General features: G+C 64.3%; 14 protein-coding genes. 9 read left to right on the top strand and 5 right to left on the bottom strand.

What is annotated here, in order from left to right; translation table 11 throughout:
- Positions 1-107: 107 nt before the first annotated feature.
- From tssL to ACYG9V_RS10580, 7 genes are all read left to right on the top strand, one after another.
- The gene (gene tssL / locus ACYG9V_RS10610) at positions 108-1,634 is read left to right on the top strand and encodes a type VI secretion system protein TssL, long form (RefSeq protein ID WP_023726330.1); all 1,527 of its coding nucleotides are present in this window, start codon (positions 108-110) and stop codon (positions 1,632-1,634) included.
- A complete protein-coding gene (tssM, locus tag ACYG9V_RS10605; RefSeq protein ID WP_352762825.1) occupies positions 1,631-5,152 on the top strand; it encodes a type VI secretion system membrane subunit TssM in 3,522 nt (1,173 codons plus the stop codon). The genes tssL and tssM overlap by 4 nt, the downstream gene beginning before the upstream one ends.
- Positions 5,153-5,309: 157 nt before the next feature.
- Positions 5,310-6,068 (top strand): PP2C family protein-serine/threonine phosphatase, encoded by a 759-nt coding sequence (locus ACYG9V_RS10600; protein ID WP_023687014.1) that lies wholly within the window; start codon positions 5,310-5,312, stop codon positions 6,066-6,068.
- On the top strand, positions 6,065-8,476 hold the full coding sequence (locus ACYG9V_RS10595) for a serine/threonine-protein kinase (RefSeq protein WP_023682631.1): 2,412 nt from the start codon (positions 6,065-6,067) through the stop codon (positions 8,474-8,476). Before ACYG9V_RS10600 ends, ACYG9V_RS10595 begins: the two co-directional genes overlap by 4 nt.
- Positions 8,477-8,487: 11 nt before the next feature.
- Positions 8,488-8,949, top strand: coding sequence for a DUF1036 domain-containing protein (locus ACYG9V_RS10590; protein WP_050485828.1), 462 nt, complete (start codon positions 8,488-8,490; stop codon positions 8,947-8,949).
- Entirely contained in the window at positions 8,946-11,342 is a 2,397-nt protein-coding gene (locus tag ACYG9V_RS10585) for a M23 family metallopeptidase (RefSeq protein ID WP_023818541.1), read from the top strand. Before ACYG9V_RS10590 ends, ACYG9V_RS10585 begins: the two co-directional genes overlap by 4 nt.
- A 264-nt stretch (positions 11,343-11,606) precedes the next feature.
- Entirely contained in the window at positions 11,607-13,220 is a 1,614-nt protein-coding gene (locus tag ACYG9V_RS10580; protein WP_352762827.1) for a caspase family protein, read from the top strand.
- Between the two features lie 88 nt (positions 13,221-13,308).
- Here ACYG9V_RS10580 and ACYG9V_RS10575 read toward each other — a convergent pair whose 3' ends face one another.
- A complete protein-coding gene (locus ACYG9V_RS10575; protein WP_023815176.1) occupies positions 13,309-13,845 on the bottom strand; it encodes an OmpA family protein in 537 nt (178 codons plus the stop codon).
- A 229-nt stretch (positions 13,846-14,074) separates the two neighbouring features.
- On the opposite strand from ACYG9V_RS10575, the gene ACYG9V_RS10570 reads away from it, so the two are divergent.
- Positions 14,075-14,638, top strand: coding sequence for a DUF6931 family protein (locus ACYG9V_RS10570; RefSeq protein ID WP_023735648.1), 564 nt, complete (start codon positions 14,075-14,077; stop codon positions 14,636-14,638).
- A 99-nt stretch (positions 14,639-14,737) separates the two neighbouring features.
- On the opposite strand, the gene ACYG9V_RS10565 is transcribed toward ACYG9V_RS10570, so the two are convergent.
- The 3 genes from ACYG9V_RS10565 to ACYG9V_RS10555 form a co-directional block, all read right to left on the bottom strand.
- Complete coding sequence (locus ACYG9V_RS10565) at positions 14,738-15,982, bottom strand: caspase family protein (protein WP_352762941.1); 1,245 nt, start codon at positions 15,980-15,982, stop codon at positions 14,738-14,740.
- A 55-nt stretch (positions 15,983-16,037) separates the two neighbouring features.
- Positions 16,038-17,144: an OmpA family protein gene (locus tag ACYG9V_RS10560; RefSeq protein WP_352762830.1), complete on the bottom strand. Its 1,107-nt coding sequence runs from the start codon at positions 17,142-17,144 to the stop codon at positions 16,038-16,040.
- Between the two features lie 139 nt (positions 17,145-17,283).
- Positions 17,284-17,925, bottom strand: coding sequence for a ThuA domain-containing protein (locus tag ACYG9V_RS10555; RefSeq protein ID WP_352762832.1), 642 nt, complete (start codon positions 17,923-17,925; stop codon positions 17,284-17,286).
- A 256-nt stretch (positions 17,926-18,181) separates the two neighbouring features.
- Here ACYG9V_RS10555 and ACYG9V_RS10550 point away from each other — a divergent pair, with 256 nt between their 5' ends.
- A complete protein-coding gene (locus ACYG9V_RS10550; protein WP_023667912.1) occupies positions 18,182-18,826 on the top strand; it encodes a YjbE family putative metal transport protein in 645 nt (214 codons plus the stop codon).
- Positions 18,827-18,839: 13 nt separating this feature from the next.
- Here the strand turns inward: ACYG9V_RS10550 and ACYG9V_RS10545 are convergent, their stop codons facing one another.
- A complete protein-coding gene (locus ACYG9V_RS10545) occupies positions 18,840-20,225 on the bottom strand; it encodes an FAD-binding oxidoreductase (protein WP_023667911.1) in 1,386 nt (461 codons plus the stop codon).
- Positions 20,226-20,321 lie beyond the last annotated feature (96 nt).

Here is a 20,321-nt window from a genome sequence, read left to right as displayed (position 1 = left end):
GTCTGCGGCACATGTCATGTCACGGCGAGATAGCGTCCTGCGGTCCGCGTTCGCGCGGACATGGCGCTGTGCGTCGCGGCGCGCGGGCGTAGAGGCAGGGATCGGCGATGAGCTCGAAGGATGATCCTTTCGATCCGACCGGCAAAACCGTCATCCGCCCCAGCCGCCCCAATCCCGGCCGCAAGCAAAAGACGGTTCTCGCCCGCGATGCGCCGGCCCCCGGCAGTACGGTGATCGCCCCTGCCAGCGTCCCGGAACCCACGGTTTTCGATCCCAACGCCGGCCGCCAGCCGCCGTCCGACGTCACGGGGACGGTGATCTATCAGGGAACGCCCTTCGCCAACGCGCCGGCCGATCCGCCCGTTCACGGCTCAGCCGGGACGGCGGGGAAAACGCCATGGGATGCGCTGCTCGGCGCCAGCGATGCCGTCGATTATGGCGCGGCCAACCCGATCGTCGCTGCCGCGGCGCCCTTGCTGATACTGCTTGGGCATCTGCGGCTGATGGCTGTCGAAAGACCGGCCGAGCCGCTGGCGCAGCATGTCGCCGGCCTGATCGAGGATTTCGACCGCAAGATCGCCAGGACCGATACCTCGGAAGAGGATGCGCGCATCGCCAGCTATGTGCTTTGCGAAACCGCCGACGATATCGTCGCCAATCTGCCCGGTTCCAGCCGGGATGCGTGGGCGCAGCACGCCATGCTGCAGCGCTTCTTCCAGGTCAAACCCACCGGCGCCGGTTTTTTCCAGGCGCTGAACACGGTGCTGGCGACGCCGGAACCTCATCGCAATCTCATCGAGCTGATGCATGTCTGCCTGTCGCTTGGCTTCGAAGGCCAGTATCGCGGCCAGCCGCGCGAGAGCCTCGAACGGGTCCGCCGCGACGTCTACGAGACATCAGCCTATTTCCGCGTCCTCGGTGACGACGACATCTCGCCGCGCTGGCAAGGCTTGTCGGTCACATCGGCGCAAGGCTCCAGGCGGGTTCCGCTCTGGGCCATAGCCGCTGCAACCGCGGCAGTTTTGACCGCAGCCTTTTTCACGCTGCGCGTGCTCATCACCCATGATGGCGAGGCTGTTGCCGGCGAGTTGCTGGCGCTCAATCCGGCGACGCCGGTCACCATCGAGCGCACCGGTTTCGTGCCGCTGACCGAGGAGGTGAAAGTCGTCGCAGCGCCAACGACGATTGCGCAGGTCGATCGCATCCGCACTGCCTTGGCCAAGGAGATCGAAGGCGGCGGCGTCAGCGTCGGCACTAAGGGTGATTTCATCATCGTGGAAATCAGCAACGCCCTGCTGTTCCAGTCGGGACGAGCCGAGGTCAAGCCGGAGTTCGAGCCGGTGGCCGCCAGCATCGCGGCGGCTCTCGACGCGGAGCGCGGGCCGATCCGGATCGTCGGCCACACCGACAACGTCAAACCGAAGAAGACCAGCGCCTTCAAATCGAATTTCGACCTCTCCGTCGCACGTGCCCAGTCGGTGGAAAAGATGATCGCAGCGCATTTCAGCGATCCGTCGCGGACAAAGGTCGAGGGCAAGGGCGAGGACGAGCCCATCGCCGACAATGCAACGCCGGAGGGCCGCGCCAAAAACCGCCGTGTCGATGTAATGATCCCGCGGGAGGAGATGCTGTGACCGGCTGGCTGCTGCGCATCTTCAGCGCGCTCGCGCTCGCCGGCTTTGCCGCCGCGGTCTGGTACGCCGGCCCGTTAATCCGCTTTGCCGGCGCCCGGCCGTTGGATCCCATCTGGCTGCGGGCAGCGATCATCGGCATCGTCGTCGGAACGGTGGCGATCATCTATGCAATCCGGTTCTGGCGCAGGCGCAAGGCGCAGAAGGCGCTGGAGGCTGCCATGGCCAGCGCCGAGGATGACGGCAGCGATGCAAAGGTGCTGGAAGCTCGCATGAATGAAGCGGTCGCGACGCTCAGGCAATCGAGCGGCAAGCGCAACTTCCTCTACGACGTGCCCTGGTACATCGTCATCGGCCCGCCGGGCGCCGGCAAGACCACCGCGCTGGTCAATTCCGGCCTGAACTTTCCGCTTGCCGGGTCGGGCCAGGCGCAGCCGGTGGCGGGTGTTGGCGGTACGCGCAATTGCGACTGGTGGTTCACCGACGAGGCGGTGCTGATCGACACGGCCGGGCGCTACACGACGCAGGATTCCCATGCACGGACCGACAGCAAAAGCTGGCTGGCGTTCCTGTCGCTGCTCAAGCGGCACCGGACGCGTCAGCCGATCAATGGCGTCATCCTGGCGATCAGCCTTGCCGATCTGATGGCGGACGGCGAGCAGGCGGCCCGTGTCGCCGAGATCCGCAGCCGCCTGCAGGAAATCCACGAGGTCCTGAAGGTCCGCTTTCCCGTCTATGTGCTGTTCACCAAGGCCGACCTGGTCTCCGGATTCATGGAATATTTCGGCGGTTTCGACGAAGCACGCCGGCGCAAGGTGTGGGGCGCGACCTTCCAGACCGCCGAGCGCGGCCTGAACATGGTCGCGGAAGCGCCAGCCGAATTCGACGCGCTGGTGAAGCGCCTGACCGAAGAGATGAGCGAGCGGCTGCAGGCGGAGACCGATCCGGTCGCGCGCATCGCCATTTTCGGCTTCGCCGCGCAGCTCGGCGCGCTGAAAGGCCGGATCGTGCATTTCCTCGAGGGCGTTTTCGAGCCGACGCGCAAGCAGCTGAACGCCCCCCTGCGCGGCCTGTATTTTTCTTCCGGCACGCAGGAAGGCACGCCGATCGACCAGTTGCTGGGCAGCATAGGCCGCAGTTTCGGCAGGAGTGCCCAGGCGCATCTTTCCGGCACCGGCAAAAGCTTCTTCCTGCACGATCTGTTGAGCCGCGTCATTTTCGCCGAGTCCGGCTGGGTGTCCTATGACAGGGCGGCCGACAGGCGCGTTGCGATCGCCCGCTACGCCGGCCTGACAGCGATCGCGGCCATAGCGATCGCCGCGCTTGGCGTTCTCGGCCTGAGCTTTACGACCAACAAATCGCTGGTCGCCGCGACCGGCCAGGCGGCAGGCCAATACCGCGCGACAGCCGCGCCGCTGCTGGCCAGCACGACGGTGTCGGATGCCGACCTCGAAACCGTCATCGGTGCGCTAGATGCGCTGCGCGGCCTACCAGCCGGCTATGACACCAAGGATCAGCCGACGCCGGCCACGGCGACGTTCGGCCTCAGCCAGCGTGAGCGTATCCTTTCGGCCTCCGAGACCGCCTACCGGCAGGGGCTGGAGCGGATGTTCCGCTCGCGCCTGCTGTTCCAGCTCGAACGCACGATCGAGGCCAGGATGGCCGATCCGATGGCGCTGTACGAGCCGTTGAAGATTTACCTGATGCTGGGCGGCAAGGCGCCGAAAGTGGATGACGAGCTGGTCGTCACCTGGCTGAAGCGGGACTGGGAACAGAACCGCTATCCCGGCGCCCACAATCGCGACGGCCGGGCGCAACTGGAGAAGCATTTGCGCGCCATGCTGGCGCTCGACGATGACCAGGATCCCTCGTTCGAACTCAACCGCGCGCTGGTCGAATCCGCCCAGCGCTCGCTCGGCCGCATGAGCCTTGCCGATCGCGCCACCGCGCTCATCCAGTCGGCCACCTATGCGGCGGCGCTGGACGATTTTTCGGTGTCATCGCAAGCCGGCGCGGAGGCGCCGATGCTGTTCGAGCGCAATGACGGAAACGATCTCGCCGGCCTTCGCGTCCCCGGTCTCTACACCCATGCCGGCTTCGACTTCTATCTGGCGCAACTTGCCAGGAGCGCGCAGGCGCTGGTCGACGATCAATGGGTGATCGGCTCGAGCGGCGAGCAAGGCGGTTTCGACCAGGAATTGCTCAAGCTCGGCCCGGAGCTGCTCGATCGCTATGGCAAGGGCTTTGCGGCGGCGTGGAACGAGGTGCTCGACAGGTTGAAGTTCAAGGCAATGGCCGCCGACAAACCGCAATATCTGGCGCTGTCCGCAGCGGGATCACCGAGTTCGCCGCTGATGCAGCTGTTCGAGGCGATCGCGCGCGAAACAGCTTTGACGCAAGAGCGCAATCCGGCTGCGCCGTCTCAAGACAGCGGCCAGGAAATCGCGGCACGCGCCAAGGGCCTCGCCCGCATCGGCATCGAGCTTGCAGCGCGCAAATCGCAGAGCAGGGCCGGGACCGCCTTTGTCAGTACGCAGAACCAGGATCCCGGCGCCAACATCGAAGCCCAGTTCCGGTCTTTCCAGGCTTTGGTGGCCGGGGCGCCGGGGCAGCGGCCGCTCGACGCCCTCACCCAGAATTTCCGCGAAATCTATCAGAGCGTGCGGCTGGCCGCCGATGTCCCCGCCCAGACGGACCAGGCCAACGCCAATCTGCAGCTGCAGATCTCGACGTTGCGCGCCAATGCTTCGCGGCTGCCGAAGGCGCTGGCCAGGATGGTGAGCGCGGCGGCGGACGATTTCGAGGGCACCGTCGCCGAAACATCGACCACGCGTCTCAACGAGATGCTGGAGGAGACCGTCGGCCGTCCGTGCGAAGAGGTGATTGCCGGGCGCTTTCCATTCGCCCCCGCCGGCACCGACGATGTCGCCATGGCGGATTTTGCCAGATTGTTTTCTCCGGGCGGGGTTCTCGACCGGTTTTTCGCGCAGAACCTGGCGTCGCTGGTCGACATGAGCGGCCAGGACTGGGACTGGAAACAGGACACCAGGTTCGGCCGCAATCTGGCGAAATCGACGCTGAAGAACTTTCAGCTCGCGGCACAAATCCGCGCGGCTTTCTTTCCGCTCGGCGGGCCGGTGCCGTCGATCAACATCACCCTCACGCCGCTGTCGCTGCATGGCGATGCCGACATGGCGCTGCTCAATATCGACGGCCAGGTGCTGCAGGCCACCCAGGCCGGCAACACGCCGGGCCTGATTCCGTGGCCGGGCAAGACCGGTTCGGCCAGTCTCAGCCTGACGCCGGAGCTGCCCGGCCGCGAGTCCGCAATCAAGTTCGACGGTCCCTGGGCGTTGAAACGATTGCTGGACAAGGGGCAGGTCACCGCCAATGGCGACAGTCTCGAAGCGCATTTCCTCATCGGCGGGCGCGATGTCGCCTACACGATCAAGACCGGGAAGGACGGTAATCCGTTCACGCTGCCGGCGCTCTCCGCGTTCAGCTGTCCGAAGGCTTTCTGATGGGGAATTGCATGGCAGGACCAAAGATTGCAGGACGCAGAGACAGCGGCGGCACCACACCGTCCGTCATCAGCGGCTTAGATTTCGATACTCTAATGAATGGGGCTGTGGCAGACTGGCCAGGCACGTCAGCCAAGGCGTTGCGGAGCGTAGGCAAGTGAACGATGCCGCCTTTGAGAGCTACGGCGTGAGCCACAAGGGCTGCGTGCGCGACCACAATGAGGACAGCTTTCTGGTCGAGCCGCAGATCGGCCTCTGGGTGGTGGCCGACGGCATGGGCGGGCACGAGGCCGGAGAAGTCGCTTCGGCAAGCATTGTCGAGCATCTGGCGACGATCGGCATCGCCAGTTCGGCGCCGGATCTGCGCGCCCGCTTTGAGGATCGGCTGAACCGGGCGCATGCCGAGATTCGCCGGATTTCGCGCTCACGCGGCGTGACCATCGGCTCCACCGTTGCCGCACTGCTGGCCATGGACGGCAGGTTCGCCTGCCTGTGGTCGGGCGACAGCCGCGTCTATCTCGTGCGCAACGCCGCGATCTCGCAGATTTCGCGCGACCACACCGAGGTGCAGGAACTGCTCGACAGCGGCGCGATCAGCGCAGCCGAAGCGGAGAACTGGCCGCGCCGCAACGTCATCACCCGCGCCATCGGCGTCAACGACGAAATCGCCATAGACTTCCAGCAGGGAGAGACCCTTGCCGGCGACATCTTCATCCTCAGCACGGACGGGCTGACGGCGCATGTCAGCGACGCGGAAATTGCGGCAGCAGTGCTCTCGGCAGCGCCGCAGGCTGCCTGCGAAAAGCTGCTTTCCATGGTGCTTGAGCGCGGCGGCACCGACAACGTCACCATCGTTCTGGTCAAGATCAGAGACAAAGGCAATGGCCTGTCCCGAGCAGGAGGCCACGACCGATGAGCTCCGACGACAAGACCCGGCTATTGCCCAACATGGCGGATACCAGCGTCGGCACGCAGCTCAGCGGCATCTACGAGCTCGACGAACGCATCGCGTCGGGCGGCATGGGCGAAGTCTATCGCGGCCACAACATCCAGACCGGCGATCATGTCGCGATCAAGATCGTGCTGCCGGAATTCGCCCGCGATCAGACGATCCTGTCGCTGTTTCGCAAGGAAGCCTCGATCCTCAACCATCTGTCGCATGACGCGGTCGTGCGCTACCACGTCTTCACCATAGATCCCGGCATCGGGCGGCCCTATCTGGCGATGGAATTCGTCGACGGCCAGTCGCTCTACGACATCATGCGCGGCGGGGCGATGGCGACTCCGGATGTGCGCAAACTGTGCCACCGGCTGGCCTCGGGCCTGAGCGCCGTGCACCAGGCCGGCGCCATCCACCGCGATCTTTCGCCCGACAACATCATCCTGCCGGGAGGCCGGGTCGAGCGGGCAAAAATCATCGATTTCGGCATTGCGCGATCGGCCGCGGTCGGTGGCGAGACGCTGATCGGCGGCAAGTTTGCCGGAAAATACAATTACGTCTCCCCCGAGCAGCTCGGGCTCTATGGCGGCGAGGTCAGCGAACAGTCCGACATCTACAGCCTGGGGCTGGTGCTGGCGGCGGCGCTGCGCGGCAAGCCGATCGATATGGGCGGCTCGCAATACGAGATCGTCGAAAAACGGCGGACCGTCCCTGATCTCTCCGGCATCGATGCCGATTTCAGGGACATCGTCGAAGCGATGCTGCAGCCTGACCCGGATGATCGACCGGCCAGCATGGCCGAAATCGCCCGGTTGACGCGCGACGACAGCGACGCGACCTTGCCGCCGGCATCGCTCGCGCCCCGGCCCGGTCTGCCGCGAACCGGGCAGACCGCAGGGCCTGTCTCGAAGATCGGGGACTCGCCGGCCCAAGGCTTCGGTTCGGCCCCGCCAAGCGGCACGGCGGAGCCGTCTTTCGTGCCGCACGTGCGCCCGGCGCACCTGTCGCAGCCGAAACCGGCTGCTGAAACTCCCAAGCGAGCAAGCACACCGCCGAAGCGTGCTACTACAGGCAGAAATCTGACGATCGCGGTGCTGGCGGCGGTGGTCATGGTATCGCTTGGAGGGCTCTATGCATCGGGTATCGTGGGATTCGGAGACCGGCCTCGCCTCACCGACACCGGCAAGCCGCTCCAACCCGGACTGACAAAGCCGATCGTCGCTGACAAGCCCGTTTCGGACACTGCGCCGGTCGAGAAGACGGTGCCAAAGCCGCAACCAGCGGAGACTCCGGCTGAAGATCAGGCCAAAGCGCCGGTCGAGCCGCAGCCGACGCCGCCAGTCGCGTCGAGCGCCACGGCCCCGCTGCCGGCCGCACCAACCGACAAGACCGTCGCGCTGCAACCGCCATCCGGCCCGTCACAGTCCGATGCCGCGAAGAACCCCGAGCCTGTCAGTCCGCCGGTAGAGCCCAAGGCGACAGCGCCAGCCACGCAAACACCTGAACCGACGGCCGAGGCCCCCAAACCCACAGCACCGACGCCGGAACCCACCGCTCAAGCGCCCGAGCCCAAGGCGCAGGCGCCTGAACCGACCGCGCAGGCGCCCAAGCCGGACACGCAGGCGCCTGAACCGACCGCGGAGCCTAAGCCGAGCCAGCCCGATATCGCCAGCGGTGAGCAGGCCGACAAGCCGGCAGAGCCCGACATTGCCATGAACGTGCCCAAGCCGGAGGTGCCGCCACCGGCCGATGCGGCCGCGGAGCGGGTCACCTGGGTACGCGCCTTCAATGGTGGTGATTGTTTTTTTGCGACGGTGACGTCGGTCGCCGACAAGGGTGTCGCGATCGAGGGCTTCGGCACGTCGGTGCCACCCTTCGAACAGTTGCTTGGGGAATTCCAGGCGAAGTTCCATGTCGAGCCGGATATCAGCGTCCGCCTTATCCAGCCCCCGCAATGCGGGATCACCGGCTTCCTGCGTTTCATGGGCGCGAGCACGGCCGACAGGCCGCAGCTTGTCCTCGACCAGACATCGGTGCCGGACGGCTCGCCGATCGACGGCACGCTGATGACGCATGGCGGGCTGGTGTCGAGCGTGTTCCTGATCGACCACAGGGGCATCGCGTTCAACCTCGACGATCATGTTGTCGTACAAGCCGACAAGGCGACCTTCTCGATCCCGATCGGGCTCGGCGCCGCCGACAAGGCGGCAGGCAAGGCGTTGCCGCAGATCATCATGGTGATCACCGGGCCGCAGGACATAAAGGCGGCGGACTTCACAACGCCGACGCCGGCCTCGGTGCTGTTGCCCAGGATCCTCGACGAGATCGGCGCCAGGAGTTCGGCATTTTCGGCGACCGCCAAATACTTCCGCCTCGGCGGCTAGCACCGACGCCGATGCAACGCCGTCGCCGAGATCCCGTCCTGCTTGCCCGGAACGTGCGCGTGAAGCTCGCCGCGAGCGCGGTCGCGACGCTGTTGCTGGCGCTTCTTTCCACCGGGCATGCGCGCGCCGAATTCACCGTCTGCAACCAGACGCTCGACGTCGTCAATCTTGCCGTCGGTCAGAAGGTCGACGATGCCGACCAGACCGATGGCTGGTGGACCATCGGCGCCAATCAATGCGTCAACGTCATTCGCGAGGAGCTGACCAACCGCTACATCTACATCTACGCGACGGATGTCTTCGGCCACGCCATTCTGGCAGGCTCCACCGACATGTGCATCGAGCGGCGGCGGTTCTCGATCCGCGGCATCGATGAATGCTGGCAGCGCGGCCATATCGCGGCGAAGTTTCTCGAAGTCGACACGCAGGAACAGGTGCGCTGGACCTTCTTCCTGACCGGAAGCGCACCGTGACGCACAGCATCGACACCAGCTTCAAGGCAAAGAAGCAGGCGCGCGCCGCGCTACGCAGGCGCAGGATCTGGCTCGGGCTGGCGGCTGGCCTGGCGACAATCGTCCTCGCCGCGATTGCCACCGGCTTCTATCTTACCGCCGACTACTGGTCGTTCCGCGACGAGGACGAGGAACTGCATGCCGTCGAAGACTCGGACGACGTGCCGGCCGACGCATCGGTCTACGTGCCGGCCATCATCGACCTTGCCGGCGACCCGATGTGGATCACACTGGCGCCGGAGGCGGGCGCCGCCAAGAGCCGCGGGATGCCGCGCCCGACGGAGCTCGACCAGGCCGGCATCTCCCCTCAGATCATGGTTCTCTCCGACGTGATGCTGAGCGCCAGCGAAAAATTCATGACGACGATCCCCTCGACGCAGGAGGATTTCGCCTTCTTCCAGGCGCAGCGGAAGACCGCGGTCGCGCCACCCGCCGAACCCAACGATCCGCAGAATGACCTGCAGAACGATCTTCAACCATCGCCCGGCGCGGACGGGGCTCCGGCGGCCTCCGGCCCAGCTCCTGACCCGCAGGCTGCTCCGGGTGCATCGGCGGCGGCCGATGACCCCGAGGCCGGCTGGGGCGAGACCATCGATGAGGGCGAAGCAGCACTCCCCGCCTTTCAGAAGACAGCGGTCGAAAACAACACCAGCGTTGCCAACGTCAGCTCGGAATATCAGCGCTTCGAGGCGACCGAGGACATTTTCGTGAAAATCCTCAACGACCGCAGCCTGGACAGCGTGGCGCTCGATGCGCATTTTTCCGCCGACGACGCAAAGCTTGCCGGCGAGGCGCTGAAGGCGCTGTTCGACAAGGACGGCCTGCAGCCTGGTTATGTCGTGGCGATGCGCGGCTTTAGGCCGACGCGCGAGACCACGACGATGTCGCTGATGCAGGTCTCGATCTACGCCAGGAACGTCTTTGTCGGCACGCTGACACGCAACGCGGCCGGTGCCTTCGTGTCGGGCGTCGACCCGTGGGTGCGCGAGGACCTGTTCAATTATTCGGGCGCCGAGACCGAAGGCACGCAGAAACGGCAATACCGCCTGCTCGACGCGATCTATTCGACGGCGGCCCGCAACAATGTGCCGAGCGGCATCATTGGCGAAGCCATCATGTATCTGTCGCGGGGACAGGATCTGGATGCTTTCGCCAGCGAGGACCAGCGTCTTGTGCTGATCTATTCGCAGACGCCGCGCGGCAAGAACGAGACCGACGGACGGGTGCTCTATGTCGGTATCCAAGGCACGCAAAAGAGCTTGGATTGTTTCGTTTTCCAGCAGAGCGACGGCCAGTTTTCCTGCGTCTCGGGCGATGACCAGGTGCGCTCGCTGACGGTGGCCAACGGCATGGTGACGCCGGTCAACGGTGTCATGACGTCGACCTTCGGGCCGCGCAAGCATCCGATCCTGGGCGTTGTTCGCATCCACAAGGGCGTCGACTGGGCAGCACCCGTGGGGACGCCGATCGCCGCAGCCTTCGACGGCGAGATCATCTTCCAGGGCGACGGCGGCGGCTACGGCAATGTGGTCAAGATCGCCCATGGCGGCGGCCGCGAGACGCGCTACGCGCATATGTCGAAATTCGCCATTGCCAGCGGTGTCGGCACCAAGGTGAAGGCCGGCGACATCATCGGCTATATCGGCACCACCGGCCTGTCGACCGGGCCACATTTGCATTTCGAACTCTACCAGAGCGGTCAGGCGATCGATCCGCTCGGAACAGTGACCGCTGCAATCGCCGTCACTTCCAGCGATCCCGCCGTCGAAACGCTGACCGACCGTATCGTCCACGTCGAATCGGGCGGTAGCGCGCGGGCCAAGAACCCGCTGTCTTCGGCGACAGGCGCCGGCCAGTTCATATCCAAGACCTGGATCCGGATGATGAACACCTATCGTCCCGAACTGGCGCGCTCGCTGTCGACCGCAGACCTGCTCGCTTTGCGCTACGACGCCACCATCTCGCGTGAGATGGTGCGCAATCTGGCGCGCGAGGGCGAAGCCTATCTCAAGGCGCGTGGCCACCAGATCACCGCCGGCCGGCTCTATCTCTGCCATTTCCTCGGTATGGAAGGCGCCCATCAGGTGCTGGCGTCGCCGGGATCGGCGCAGTTGAGCGCCGTGCTCGGCTCGTCCGTTATCCAGGCCAACCCGTTTCTTGCCGGCAAGACCGCCAGCTACGTCGTCGACTGGGCGGAACGGAAGATGGGCCGCAAATTGCCGACGCCCGCCACCACCGATGCGGGCCAGCAGACGACGACGGAAGTCCGCCAGACATCGCCGGAGTTCGAAAAATACAAGCAGGCGATAACAGCACTGGTCGGCTCGATCCAAAATACTCTTGAGCCGGGCTAGAGCTGGCAGTTCGCCCCGGCTTTCGCCAAGCCGATTGTTCTGAGGCCGGCGAATGGTATGTTTGCGGATATTTGGGAAGGTTTTTGGGTCCTTGTGAACCAAAACTGTGGCTGGGATCACATACCCCCAACAGCCATTTTGGCAGAAGCGATACAGTCGCTGGTGAAATTTAGCATGCGCAGCCATCAATAACGCGCCCCATTGGGGCGGAGGGCCGATCCCATGAAAGCGTTTGCCGTCCTTTTGAGCGGATTTTTTCTGTTAATGCTGACCGCGCTTGGCACCGTCCAGGCGGCGGCGCCGGATGCCGGTGGCGTCAAACGCGTCGCGCTGGTCATCGGCAACAGCAAATACGTCCATGCCGTCGAATTGCCCAATCCGGCCAATGACGCGCATCTCATCGCATCGACGCTGCGCAATGCCGGCTTCGAGGTGATCGAGGGCGTCGACCAGGACAATGCCGGCATGCACAGCCTGATCAGCAAATTCACCGAGCAGTCCTACGATGCCGACCTCGCCGTCATTTTCTATGCCGGCCACGGCATGCAGGTCGACGGCAAGAACTTTTTGATCCCGGTCGACGCCGAACTGACGTCACCTGCCTATCTCAAGACCCGCACCGTCCAGATCGACGACTTCATGGCCGCATTGCCACCCGACCCGGCGGTCGGCGTCATCATCCTCGATGCCTGCCGCGACAATCCGCTGGCACGCACACTGGCGGCCGCGATGCCGAAGACCCGCTCCACCGCGCTGGGCACCGGCCTGGCGCCGATCGACCCTAAATCAGAGGGCGTCGGCACCGGCGGCATCCTGATTGCCTATGCCACCGACCCGGGCGCCATCGCCTTTGACGGCAACGGCGTCGACAGCCCCTACTCGACCGCGCTCGCCAGGCACCTGACCGAACCCGGCGTCGAGATCCAGAGTGCGCTGACGCGGGTGCGCGGCGAAGTGGCCGAGACCACGCAAGGCCGCCAGCGGCCATGGCACAACGCATCGCTGGGCCGCGAGGTCTTCCTTGGCAAACCGGCCGCCCAAGCCGCGCCGATGGTAAAACCGGCCGCCGATGACGCGAACGCCGCGGCAGCGCCCGCCCCTGCTCTCGTCACCAGCGAACCGCCTCCGTGGGAAGTCGAGCAGCGGCTTTGGGACGAGGCCTCGAAGCGCAACACCGCGCCATTCTACGAAGCCTATCTCGAACAGTTCCCGAATGGCCGCTTCGCCACGGTGGCGCGGCTCAACATCGATGCGCTGAACGATCCGAAAGCCCAGGAACGGCAGGTGGCAGCGCTCGATGCCGACGAAGCGAACTCGGGTTCTGCCGTGCGCACCTCGGTCGGCATTTCGGACGACATGAAGAAGGTGCTGGGCACCGAGGCGACGGAGAACGCGATCGGTCTCGATCGCCAGGGCCGCATCGACCTGCAATTGCGCGTCGAGGCGCTGGGCAACGAGCTTGGCCGCGTTGACGGCAATATTGGCGCCAAGACCCGGCAAGCGATCGGCGACTGGCAAGAGGGGAACGGGCTGCCTCCGACCACCTTCCTGACGCGCGAGCAACTGGCGTTCCTGGTTATCCAGACGGACCCGATGATGGAGGCCGTTCGTGCCAGGCACGAGGCCGACCAGGCCGGAGTGGACAAGCAGAAGAAACAGGTGGTGCAGAAGGCCCGCACGCTGAAGCCGGTGGCGGAAAAGCCACGCAAGAAGCAGTACGCCCAGAAGCCGCGCCGGCAACAGCAGTTCGTGCAGAAAAGGCGCAACCGCGAGGTCGTGCGCGAGGATGAACCGCCGCCGCGGGACAACAATGATTTCCTGACCAAGGCGCTGATCTTCGGCACCGGCGTAGCGGTCGGCGGCGTGCTCAAGAACTGATCGATCATGTCAAACAATAAAAGCGCCGCGTGTCCGTTGGACGCGCGGCGTTGTGTTTGACGACGGCCGGAAGACGCAGCCGGCGAAGCTACTGCGCCTTGATCCGCATCTCGACCCGCCGGTTGACGGGATCGTAGGGATCGGGATTGCGTGGATTGGCCTCGCCGAGACCGACCGCCTTGATGCGGGTGGATTCGATGCCGTTGGATTCGAGGAAGGCGGTGACCGATTGCGCCCTGCGCTGCGACAGGCCTTCATTGTAGGTCGCCGAGCCGGATGCGTCGGTATAGCCTTCGACGACGAAGGACAGCTTGCTCAGCCGATCGTCCTTCAGCGCCTTGGCGAATTCGTCGAGTTCGCTGCGCGCCTTGGCGTCGAGCTCGGACGAATCCAGGCTGAAATTGATCAGCATATCGAGGCCGGTCTTCTCCGGAGGCTTTTCTTTCTGGTTGGTCTTGCTCTTGCACTCGTCCTCGGTGCCGACACAAATCCCGCGTGCCGCGCCGTGATCGATAGCGCCGGCAAAGAACTTCACAATGTCTTCCGATTTCTGAAGTGGGTCGGCATAGACGTGCGTCGAGAAAAGCACGGTCGCCAATGCCAAGACTGAAATGTGCCGCTGCATAACGGTTACTCCCGTTTCGAGCATCCGATTTTCACTCAGGCCCGATCCATGGATCCGGGCCAACTCTTCCTGTTCGACAATGATCTGTCGAGATCACGGTCGGCTGTGGAATATACCAAACCGTGAGGCGTTTGTCTGTGAACAACGTCATGGACATGTGGTGGTCGACAGACTTGACCCGCGCCTCGCAGGCGGGTTGAGTGAGGGCTGGGGGAGGATAACAGCAGCGATGGTCAACGGGCTTCGATTCCAGACCGCACGCGATCTCTTCGCCGCGAACACGGCTGTCGCCCGGGACATGACGGCTGTTCCGACCGACCAACCCTCGCTCGAGTTCTGCCGCCGGCTGATGGCCGGGCGCATCCCGGAGGAAGCGATTACCTTTTGCGCCTATCTCCTGCCTGACCGGGCCGCAATCTGGTGGGGCCATGAGTGCCTGGGGCATCTGACCGAGCTGCTCGAAGAGCAGGACCTCGCAACGCTGGCACTGATCCAGGAGTGGGTCGGCGACCCCAACAATGCAACCCGCCGGGAGGCTGTCGCCGGGGCGGCGATGACGCAGCAGCACACGCCTGCCGGCTGGATCGCGCTAGCGGCGCAACGGCACATCAATGGCCTGACGCCGCAGACCAACGGGTCGAGGCTGCGGCCGCTGCCGGCTGCGCATGCCGTCAATGCCGGCATACTGGCCGGACTGGCGCGGGTTGCGGTGGCGGACCGTTTCTCCGTGCTCACCGCCTTTGTCGAGATGGGCATCCATCTGGCCGAAACCGAGGCGCTGCGCCGAGCCTGATTGCTCCTAGATCATGACGAGATTTAGTTGAAATCTGATCTTTGATCTAAAATCGGTACCCGTTTTTTGGGTCATGCTCTAAATTAACTTGCGGCGGTTTCATTTGCAGCCGTTTTGCGCCCATTTGCCGAGCGCCACCTTGAAGCGCGTGCCCAGCGGGTGTTGCAGGCGCAACACCGAGACGTCATTGGTGACGTAGGTCTTGGCCTGGTCGCACAGCCGCTCCTCGGTCCATTGATGACAGTTGCTGCACTGGTTGTCCCAGACGGACTTTTCCAGGCCCTCGACCGGACTGAAGTGCGGCTTGCCCTGGATGAGTTGGGCGATGCTCTTGCCGTCGATCGCCGGGTCGCCGAAATTGACCGGAACATCGAAAAGGATTGGCGCGTCCGAGCCCAGCTTCGGAATTTCCTCACGCAGCTGTTCCAGCGCCTGCTCGCCGGCGTCCGTACCCGGCGGATTGGCGGCCGCGCCGGTGCGCGCCTGCGTATCGCCTTCGGGCGCAGCCGCGCCGGAATCGCCGACGATCAGCGGCGCCTTGAGATCGACCTTGTGAAGCACGACATCGGTGGTCAGCGAAACGTTGATCCAGGGCCGCTGGCGTCCGGCTGTGGCCTTGAACACATCCGACGTAACCCGGTTCATCGCTTCGGTGATCGAGACGTTGACCTCGCCGATATGGGCAAGCAGCGCCGCCGAAAATGGCGAGTGCTCGCCCGGTCCGTCATAGGCGAGCTGGTTGGGACTGGCAGCGAAGGCGACCAGCGTGCCGGCGCCGCCATTCTCGATCGGTATTTCGGCAAGGCCGCTGCTTGCCGTGCTGTCGCCGCCAGTCTCCTTGGCAAGCACATCGGCGAGCGGGTTGTCGCGGCAGGCGTCGAGGAACACCAGCCTGATGCTGGTCTCGCGCGACATCTGCCGCAGGATGAAGTCCACCTGCACGGCTTCGAAGTCGAGCGAGGTCTCGTCCTCCAGCGCCGCATCGACAGGCAGCAGGTAATTCCTGCCCGAGACCTGCAGGCCATGACCGGCATAGAAGAACAGCGCCATATCGGCGCCACGCACCTGCCGCGCGAATTGTGCGATCTTTTCCTGCGTCTGCGCCTTGGTGAGATCGAGGCCGGAGACGATTTCGAAGCCCAGCCCCTTCAGGCGATCGGACATTGCCTGCGCATCGTTCACCGGATTGGGCAGCACCGGCGCGTTCCGGTAATGGGAATTGCCGAGCACCAGGGCGATGCGGCGTTCGGCACTGGCCGCGGTCATGGTCATGGTCATGGTCAACGCAAGCGCCAGCACGGCGAGGCCGATGCCGCGCATGAAGTTGCCGCAACTTGCAATCATGTCCAAACGCACCGGATTCCTTTTCGGTGACGGGCCTTCTCAGTTAAGGACCGGCTCAGTTGGAGAGCGGCGTGGCGGAGAACTCGATCCGCCGGTTCAGCGCTTTGTTCTTCGGCGTATCGTTCGGCGCCACCGGCTTTTCCTCGCCATAGCCGGAAGCCGTGATCTGCGCCGATGGAATGCCCGCAGCGATGATCGCGTCGGCGACCGCCTTGGCGCGCCGTTCCGACAGGTTCTTGTTGGCCGTCGGCGAGCCGTCGGAATCGGTATGGCCCGAAACCTCGACCTTCAGTTTCGGACATTTGCCGACGACGCCGACCACCTCGGCCAGCAGCGGGCGGCTCTTTTCATCGAGCCGAGCGCTGGCTGGGCGAAAATAGACGGCGCCGGTGCGCGACAGCACCTCGAACCTGTTCAGGCATTCATCGTCGCTGAAGGACGTCTTGCCTGCATCTGTGGCGACCGGCCCGGCATCGGCTGGGGCTGCGGCCGCGACGGCAGGCGCCGCCGCCGGCTTGGCCCCATCAGCGGTGAAGACGAAGTCGAACGACACCGAAGCCGTCGGGACGATGCTGCTGACATTGGCCGCCTGCTGGAGTTTTTCGATGTTGGGCAACAGGCCGAAATCCTCGACATGCACGGCGACCGGCGCCTCCGAGGCGATCGACACCATGCTGTCGGTGATCATGGTGACCACGACATTGGCCTCAAGGTCCTTGTCGACGCCGTGCAGGCTCAGGCGAAACGGGATATGCGCGCTCATGCGCCGTTTGGTGGCGAGATCGGCAAAAGCGGCGGGATCGACTTTCGCCGTCACTTCCGCCGTCGGGAATTTGAAGGTTTCGAAGAACAGGAAGCGCATGCGGACATTGCGAAGGTCGATACCGGTGTCGACCGAGTTGAGGTCGAACGTGACCTTGGCGGCGCCATCCGATGTCAGCGTGCCCGAGAGGTTCCTGATCTTGTTGGTTTCGACAATGGTGTTCTTCTTCACCGATTGATAGGTGAGTGTCGAATTCGCCGGATCGAGCGTCCAGTGTGGCTGCGCGTTGGCCACCTGCGGCGCAAGCAGCAACAGACCGAACACCACGACCACCAGAGCCGGCGGACGCCAGCGCTGCGACGGCTTTCCATGCCTTACTAATCCGACGACCCCGAACATGCATGCCCCCCGTGACAACACATTTCAGTTGCGATGACGGCGGTCGAATGCCGTGACCTCAGCCAGCATAGTGCGTTAGCCGCGGCTTAGCGAGTAGCGGAGGCGTAATATCGCCGTTGCTTGCTTGGACAGGCCCCGGTTACCGGCTGGCCCACAGCACCCCACGCTCGAAGATGGTGCGCATTTGCGGCACGGAAAACTCATCCGCGGTGTGGCCGAGCGCGCTGAAGAAGACGCGGCCCTTGCCGTAGCGGCGCTTCCAGACCACGGGCATGACGACGCCGTCGATGAAATCGAGATGCTCACCGCTGAACGTCGTCGTCGCCAGCACCTCGTTGCTCGGGTCGACATGCATGTAATACTGCTCGGAATGGTAGGCGAAACCCTCGATACCCCTGACGATCGGATCGTCGCTGATGATGTCGACACGGTAGTCGATGATGTCGCCGGGGTGCGCGACCCATTGGCCGCCCGTCATGAACTGATAGTTCGGCTCGTTGCGAAAACTGTCGCCCATTGTGCCGTGGAAGCCGGCAAGGCCGGTTCCGCCGCTGACGGCGGCGGTGAGGTTTTGCAGCTCCGGTTTCTCGATCGTCGACATGGTGATCACCGGCACGATCAGATCGATGGCCGGGAGCTGCGGATCGGCGAGCGCCGATGTGCCCTCTTCTATCCGCACTTCGAAGCCATGCCCCGTCAATATCTCGCTGACGACAGCGGCGCTGCGAGCCGGCGTGTGGCCTTCCCATCCGCCCCAGAAAATCAGTGCCGTCTTGCTCATGCTCGTCTCTCCTTTGGTCGGCAATATTGATAGGCAAGCGGAACGCTTTTGTCTTCCTTCCATGATGGGCATTCTGGGACGGGCATTTCTGGTCGGAAATCACGAACCGGCGATGAATTCCGTGGATGAGGACCGATTGGCCGCGCTGGCGTCTTGTTTCAATGCCGGGCTGCACTCAAATCAGCTGTCTTCGCGTTTGCGCAGACATCGGTCCGATCCGCCGCAACCAGCCGGAGCCTTCCGGGGAGACCGCTCTATGAGTTTCGACCAGACGACTGTCGCCGCTTATCTGGAAGTCATCACCATCAACCTTGTGCTGTCTGGCGACAATGTCGTGGTGATCGGCATGGCGGCCGCAGGCCTCGCCAAGGCGTTGCGGCAGAAGGCGATCATCGCCGGCATTGCCGCGGCGGCGGTGATCCGCGTCGTCTTTGCGGTGATCGCGGTGCAACTGCTGGAAATTCCGGGGATCATGCTGGTCGGCGGCATGCTTTTGTTCTGGGTGTGCTGGAACATGTTCCAGGAGTTGCGCTCGGCCGGCGACGGCGAGGACGTCGACACTGAAGCCGTAGCACTTGCGACGGCGCGGCCGGCCAAGGCGCTGCGCACCGCGATCCTGCAGATCGTCGTCGCCGATGTCTCGATGTCGCTGGACAATGTGCTGGCCGTGGCGGGCGCCGCCGCCCACGACATGAATGCGCTGGTGTTCGGTCTCATCCTGTCGGTGGTTCTGATGGCGGTCGCCTCGACGCTGGTGGCGGCGCTGCTTGCCAGGTATCGCTGGATCGGCTGGCTCGGTCTGGCAATCATCGTCTATGTCGCGGGAAATATGACTCTGGACGGCGTCGAGCAGATGAGAACGGTCGACTTACACGCGCTGCTCTCGCCAGTTGCAAGCTAGATTCTCCTGGCGATCAAATGATATCGAAAATCCGCCCTGGGTTGAGAATGTTGTGCGGATCGAACGCCACCTTCAGCCGGCGCATGGCTGATATTTCGGCGTCGCTGCGCACGAGGTTCAGCCATTTCTTCTTGTCGAGGCCGATGCCGTGCTCGGCCGAGACGGCGCCACCGCATGCCGCCACGCCGCGATAGATGATCTCATAGGCGGCCGCCGGTTCCGTGGTGTCGACCTGATAGTGCAGATTGCCGTCGCCGAGATGGCCGAAGACGTAGATCTCGGCGCGGCTGTCGACGGCGTGGATCGCGGCTTCGGCGTTGCGCAGGAAACCCGCCATGGTCGCCAACGGGATGCTGATGTCGACGCCGATCATGCCCTCGATCGCAAACAGGAAGCGGTTGGCCTCTTCGCGCACATCCCATAGCGCACGGAATTCGCGCGGCGACTGCGAGACGACCACGTCGGCGACGATGCCGTCCTCGACCGCCTGCATCAGCACCGAAGCGAAACGCTCGCCGTCCAGCTCGGCCTGGTTGCCCTGGATCTCGGCCAGCACATAGACGGGCGCGCCGGCAGGCAGCGGCGCCGGCGCGGCCATGCCGGCAATCATGGCGCCGTAGAGCGGCGAGAAGTTTACCTCATAGGCCGAAAGCAAGGGCCCGAGCCGCTGCTTGAGCAACCCCAGCAACGCAATCGCCGCCTCCAGCGAGCCAAGTGCGCAAAAGGCGGCAACCTCGGTGGCGGGCTTGGGATGCAGCCGCAGGCAGGCGCGAGTAACCACGCCCAGCGTGCCTTCGCTGCCAATGAAAAGCTGGTTGAGATCGTATCCCGAATTGTCCTTGGCCAGGCCACGCAACGAAGTCAGGATCGAGCCGTCGGCAAGCACGGCCTCCAGCCCCAGCACCTGGGCGCGGTACATGCCGTAGCGCAGCACGCGAATGCCGCCAGCATTGGTGGCGATGTTGCCGCCGACCGTCGCCGTGCCGCGCGCGCCGATATCGACGCCGAACATCAGGCCGGACGCATCGGCCGCTTCCTGCACCATTTGCAGCGGCGCGCCGGCTTCCGCGATGATGGTTGCCGCGGCGCCGTCGGGCGCTTCGACCGCGGTCATGCGCTCCAGCGACAGCACCGCTTCGCCCGGCTGCACGCGCGCGCCGCCGGCCAGCCCGGTGCGGCCGCCATGGACGACCAGCTTCTGGCCGATACCACTGCATAGGCGCAGGATTTCGGCGACGTCGGCGGCGTTGCGCGGACGCAAGACCAGTTCGGGCTGGCCGCCGCCCTTGCCGGAGAGGTCGTCGCCATAGCGCGGATCGATAGCATCGCAGATCACAATCGCGGCGGCATCGAGCCGACGATATAGCTGGGAAAGAAGCCGATCGATCTGTTGTGTCATGGTGCCTGGACTTTTCAGCGCTCTTTGTGACCGAGACTTTGATGCGCGACAATTTTCGCGTCAATTGAACAAATTTACGCACGGTATAATCTGTCA

It is taken from the genome of Mesorhizobium sp. W016, assembly GCF_054719485.1.
The sequence above is the reverse complement of the archived record's forward strand: the minus strand, read 5'-3'. Positions and strand labels throughout refer to the sequence as shown.